At 57.3% G+C, this 5017-nt stretch carries 5 protein-coding genes; 2 read left to right on the top strand and 3 right to left on the bottom strand.

The window, feature by feature from the left end; genetic code table 11:
* Positions 1–96 precede the first annotated feature (96 nt).
* Genes ABYM29_RS14735 through ABYM29_RS14725 form a run of 3 tightly spaced genes read right to left on the bottom strand, consistent with a single transcriptional unit; the run spans position 97 to position 2874 of the window.
* Positions 97–1059, bottom strand: a complete 963-nt coding sequence (locus ABYM29_RS14735) for a hypothetical protein (RefSeq protein WP_372865548.1) — start codon at positions 1057–1059, stop codon at positions 97–99.
* A 19-nt stretch (positions 1060–1078) separates the two neighbouring features.
* Positions 1079–2068 (bottom strand): hypothetical protein, encoded by a 990-nt coding sequence (locus ABYM29_RS14730; protein WP_372865547.1) that lies wholly within the window; start codon positions 2066–2068, stop codon positions 1079–1081.
* Between the two features lie 2 nt (positions 2069–2070).
* Positions 2071–2874 (bottom strand): hypothetical protein, encoded by an 804-nt coding sequence (locus tag ABYM29_RS14725; protein WP_372865546.1) that lies wholly within the window; start codon positions 2872–2874, stop codon positions 2071–2073.
* A 277-nt stretch (positions 2875–3151) separates the two neighbouring features.
* Between ABYM29_RS14725 and ABYM29_RS14720 the strand changes: the two genes are divergently transcribed.
* Positions 3152–4315: a Rieske 2Fe-2S domain-containing protein gene (locus ABYM29_RS14720; RefSeq protein ID WP_372865545.1), complete on the top strand. Its 1164-nt coding sequence runs from the start codon at positions 3152–3154 to the stop codon at positions 4313–4315.
* 25 nt (positions 4316–4340) lie between these two features.
* The coding region (locus ABYM29_RS14715) for an SDR family NAD(P)-dependent oxidoreductase (RefSeq protein ID WP_372865544.1) at positions 4341–5017 on the top strand (677 nt) is incomplete at its 3' end.

Below are 5017 nucleotides of genomic sequence, written 5' to 3'. Positions count from 1 at the left end.
GGGGTTGGCGCGCTGCCGCGAGTCTTTTTGCAAATGGCGGTTGGGCGGGGTGTGACACCCAGTGCGCCGAGCTGGCGCACCGGGTGTGCAGAGGTTTTACACGTACTGCGCGTTTAATACTTTGTCGCCCGCTTGCCAGTCGAGTACGCCAAAGGTGGTGTACTTCTCTTGCTGGGAATCGTAGAACTGCCACATGGAACACAGGGTGTTGTTTTCATCTAGCAGCACATCGCGACTCCAGAACTTGCTCGCTTCGCCGTAGAAGTGCTGGGTACTGTAGAGGTAGCGGCCGTAGGCGATGCCGTTGCCGAACACGTCGGGGCCGTGGTACTGGTGGTGGTTTTCGTAGCGGCTGCGCTCATAGGAAAACTTGCGGTTAATCACCCCTTCGATGCTCACGTCCATGCGGGCGCGCAACAGGGTAATGGGGGTATAGGTGATGCTCACCTGATTGACGCCGACTTTCTCTTGCTGGGCGTTGTAGACGTCCATAGTGCCGGTCCAGGTGCCGGCGTGCTTTTGCGGCAGGACGAAGGGTTTCTTGCCAATCTTCTTTTCGTTTTCTAGGAATTCGGCCACGTACTTTTGGGTGTCTGGGTTGCTGTCGTGGTCGTGGGTCTGCACGTACAGGCCGTTGAACACGGCAACCAGCGTGTCGGCTTCAAACAGCTGGGAGGAGTAAACCTGCACGCCGCGCTCGGCAATGACGTGGTTGATGGTGCGCAGATCGGTATTCCAGCCTGGCGAAAAATATTTGGAGTCGACCAGCGGGCCGAAGGGGCGGCCAGAGCCAACAAAATCGGGGCCGGTGTAAATGCGGTCCTGGTCCGAGTCGATTACGCCGAATTCAAATTCACCGCATTCAAAGCGGTTGGCCAGCTGGCCGACGGCGTCGAAGTCGGTTTTCATCCAGTAGGTGGTGCGGCCGTCTTCAAATACGCTGGCGCGCTTTACTTTATTCACGCCAACATGGGTGCCGTCAGGGGCAAACACCGATGGAAATCCGTGCCATTCACCGGCAATACTTTTTTGCCATTCGCTGGGTTGCTTGTCACTCATGTGATGTCCTCAGTGTGCATTATTTGCAGTGGTGTTCTGCAATAAGTGGGTTGTTAGCGGGATTGCAGCTCTCGGCGAAGTCGCTTGCCGCTTGCTGGTCGCCACAGATTTGGCCGTTGATAAAGCCGCTGATCAGTGCGGCTAAACAGCTGCGGATATCTTCCTCGCTACCTTCGCTTTCCCAGTCGAGAAATTGCCGCCCGGTGCTGCTGTCGGCGGGGTGGGTGAGAGAAAAATGGTTGGCGCCGGCAATGCTTACCAGGTGGCAGTCGCCCCGCTCGCTGTTGATTGATTCGGTGAAGGTGCGGAGGATGCGCTCGCAGGCGCCGCTGGCCTCGCTGTCGCCATAGCGGAAGCTGCTCGCGGCAATCACGCCGTCGCGGTTGCCGGCAATCAGTAAGTAGGGAAGTTGATCGCACAGCGTCAACATGCTGTCGTCGGCAAAGCCGAGTTGTGTCGACGCCGCGGCGTGGGCGCCGTAGCTAAAGCAGCCCTTGAGCCAGGGAAACCAAGCGGGGTTGTTGTTGAGCAGGGCAACGCTGCCGCCCGCGGAATGGCCGCCGACCACCACGGTGTCTAGATCCAGTCGCCCGCGCAGCAGGCCGTTTTCATTTACGCCTTGCAGTGCCGAATACAGCGCGGGTAAGGCGCTGGCGGTGGGGGCGCGGCCGTAGGTGTCGGGAGTTAAGTTGGCCAGGTTGATACCGGGGCTCAGGCAGATAAAGCCGGGCATGTCCTCTTTGATCCAACTGTACAGCACGGTGACGATGCCATTTTCGGCCAGGCTCTTGGCCAGCCACCCATAGCTTTCCACGGGCACATTGGTGCCCGGCATCACTATCGCTACCGGCCAGGGTTGCGCGTCGTTGCGCGGCGGTACGGCGCCCATATTGATCTGGTCAAGCGAGCCGTCCGGTTCAGCCGGGTAATAGATTTTCAGGTGGATGGTGTCGTAGGGTGACTCGGCGCCATCCACCCTTGCGGCCTGATAAATAGCGCGAACGCTCATGGTTACTCGGGCCTCGGCAGCTGGCGGTTTTCACCCCACAGGCAGCCAACTAGTCGGTCGGCCAGTTCCTTGCCAAACAGATTTTCTACCACGATATTGGCAGGGTCGCGCTGAGTGATGGTCTTGCGAATTTGCAGATCCCGTTCCGCGAGTTGGGCACTTTCGGTCGGGGTGATAGCGCTTGCCGCATCCACCCAATCCAGCCAGCGGTCCAGCTGCTGGTGGGAGACTTTGCGCAGGGCCTCAATGTTGTCGTCGGAGACGTCGGCGCCATAAACGAGGCTGCAGGGAGATTGCGCTACGCGGGTGTACATGTCGCGGCTGATAAAGTGGCGGAAGTTGTCGTCGCGCTCCATCGCCACATAGGCATCGTTGCTGTCCCCCGCCCAGTATTTATCGGCGTATTCCGGGTGTGTCCAAAGATCCTTGCGTGGCATATAGTCTTGGTAAAAGAACAGATCCGGAGTGGTACCCAGGGCGTAGCCAAAATGCGGCACGTCGATGTGCGCGGCGAGGTTGATCGTCAGGTGCATATTGGTAAAGCTGGCCTTGGGGTTGCCGGTCCAGGAGAAGATCAGCCAGTCGACCTTTGGTCCGCTCCAGGCGCTCAAGTAGCCGGCGGCGCCATCTTTGCCGCTGTAGGGCATCAGTCCCTCGCAGGATGGGTCCAGGGTCAGCTCCAGGCGGCTGCGAACTTTTTCGAACAGCTCGGTGTTCAGTGCCCACAGTTTGTCGAAGGTTTCCTGGCGGTCAACGCCGCCATTTTCGGCGACGAGTTCATCAATGGATTTGGTGATCTGAGACATGGTGTCGATTCCTCTGTGCCGGCTGTGGGCGGCCTTTTTATTAAAAGTCATAAAGATATATGTATAATACAATTAAGTTTACAAAATGTCTCTTTGCCTGGCAAGTGGCTTTATGGCACCCGCTGGAGACGACGCTGCGCCGGCGTCTTGGCTTGTTAGTCATATTGATATATTATTAGGTCTTATTGGGCCTTTTGTCCGCTGCGCGCCTTCCGGTGTCGCCTGTCCATCATCGGTGATGGCTACTTTATTTTACGCTCCAACAGGGGGATCTGCGGTGCTTATTAATCTTTGGTATGTCGCTGAGTGGTCTGATGCGGTTAAAGACAAGCCGGTCAAAGTTAAACTGTTAGGACAAAATTTTGTCTTGTTCCGCGATCGACAGGGCAAGGTCAGCTGTTTGAGTGACGTCTGCTTGCATCGCGGAGGCTCCCTGTCGGGGGGGCGCACCGTTCGCGATTGTGTCGCCTGTCCCTATCACGGTTGGCAGTTTAATGGCGATGGTAAGGTTGAGTTTATACCTTCGGAGGGTGAGGATTTTCAAATTCCCGACCGCGCCCGCGTCGATGCCTATCCCACCGAGGAGCGCTACGGCATGATTTGGGTGTTTCTCGGCGATGCCCCTGAGGAAGAGCGCATTCCGATCCCGGAGTTCCCCGAATACGACGACACTGAAAACTGGCGGGCGCTGCACGACAATTGGGAGTGGAAGGCCGAGGCGGCACGGGTGGTGGAAAACGGCATTGATATTGCTCACGCCTCTTTTGTGCACCCGATGTTTGGCTACGAGGAGACCGCCCAGGAAAACCATATTAAAAAGGTGGAGTACCACGATTATTGGGCGCGCTCTTGGAATGAGCAGTACCCCCCAGAGTTGACCGGCGGTTTTCTCAATTGGCGAAAGCTGATTCGCAGTGACCGTCAGCCCACGGAGACCATTCCCACCTGGTATATGTCGGGTATGGTGGTGCGTATTCAGATTAACCTGAACGCCAAAATGTCATTGATCATGTTCGACGCCAATACCCCGGTAGACGAGCACAACACGCGCACCTTTGCCGTGCAGCTGCGCAGTTTTGTTAAACACCCGCTGTTTGACGCCGGTTCGCGCAAGCGCCTGCAGAAAATCTTCCGCGAAGACCAGACCATTCTCGAGGCGGCTGCGCCTAACTATCTGCCAGAGACCCTGGCCAATGAGCTGTCGGTTAAAGACGACCGCTTCATGAGTTCCTTTCGCCGGGCGCGGCGCACCTTGATAGAGGAAAAGGGCTATCAGATCGACAGTGCTAAGGTGAAGGCCGTGGAAGGCCGAAAGTCCTACGCCATTCCCTCGCCATTTCGCCGCGAGCGCAGTGACCTGCGCTGGGTGATGGACGCGGTGCCCCTGGTGGCGCCGCTGACCGAAAAAATAAAAATTGTCGACCAAGCCGAGTTGAGTTAACAGCCGCAGACGCGAGGGCCGCATTGTGAAAACAGTGGTGATCACCGGCAGTACCCGCGGCATTGGCCGTGGTTTGGCGGAAAATTTTTTGAAATTGGGCTGCCGGGTGGTGCTCAGTGGGCGTCAGCAGGGCGCGGTTGATGCTGTGGTCGAGCAATTGTCGGCGCTGGGAGAGGTGTCGGGGCTGGCCTGTGATATCAGCTGCAGTGACGATCTGCAGGCGCTGTGGGATCACGCCGTCGAACAGGGCGGCGGTGTCGATATCTGGATCAACAATGCCGGCATCAGCATTGCCAAGCGGCCGCTCGATGAGCAGCAGCCGAGCCATATTGAGAGCATTGTGCAGACTAATCTTACCGGCCTGCTGCTCGCCTGCCGGGTGGCCATGATCGGTATGAAGCGACAGGCCTATGGTCAGATATGGAATATGGAAGGCTTTGGCAGCAATGGCGCGGTGCAGCCCGGAATGGCCAGCTACGGCGCTACCAAGCGGGCAGTTAACTATCTAAACAAGGCGCTGCGCAAGGATGTCGCAGGCAGCGGCGTGCAAATTTGCACGCTGAGCCCCGGCATTGTGGTTACCGATCTATTGGTTGGCGACTATGACACCAGCTCGCCCGAATGGCAAAAGTCCAAGCGCATTTTTAATATTCTTGGCGACCGTGTGGAAACCGTTACCCCCTGGTTGGCGGCCAATGTACT

It is taken from the genome of Spongiibacter sp., assembly GCF_041602295.1.
In the GTDB taxonomy this organism is placed as follows: domain Bacteria; phylum Pseudomonadota; class Gammaproteobacteria; order Pseudomonadales; family Spongiibacteraceae; genus Spongiibacter.
This window is presented reverse-complemented; position numbering and strand designations above follow the sequence as displayed.

What these genes read in the sequence shown, in the direction of transcription:
- ABYM29_RS14735 (WP_372865548.1), bottom strand. Translation starts at nt 1,059, where the DNA reads ATGAGTGACAAGCAACCCAGCGAATGGCAAAAAAGTATTGCCGGTGAA.
- ABYM29_RS14730 (WP_372865547.1), bottom strand. Translation starts at nt 2,068, where the DNA reads ATGAGCGTTCGCGCTATTTATCAGGCCGCAAGGGTGGATGGCGCCGAG.
- ABYM29_RS14725 (WP_372865546.1), bottom strand. Translation starts at nt 2,874, where the DNA reads ATGTCTCAGATCACCAAATCCATTGATGAACTCGTCGCCGAAAATGGC.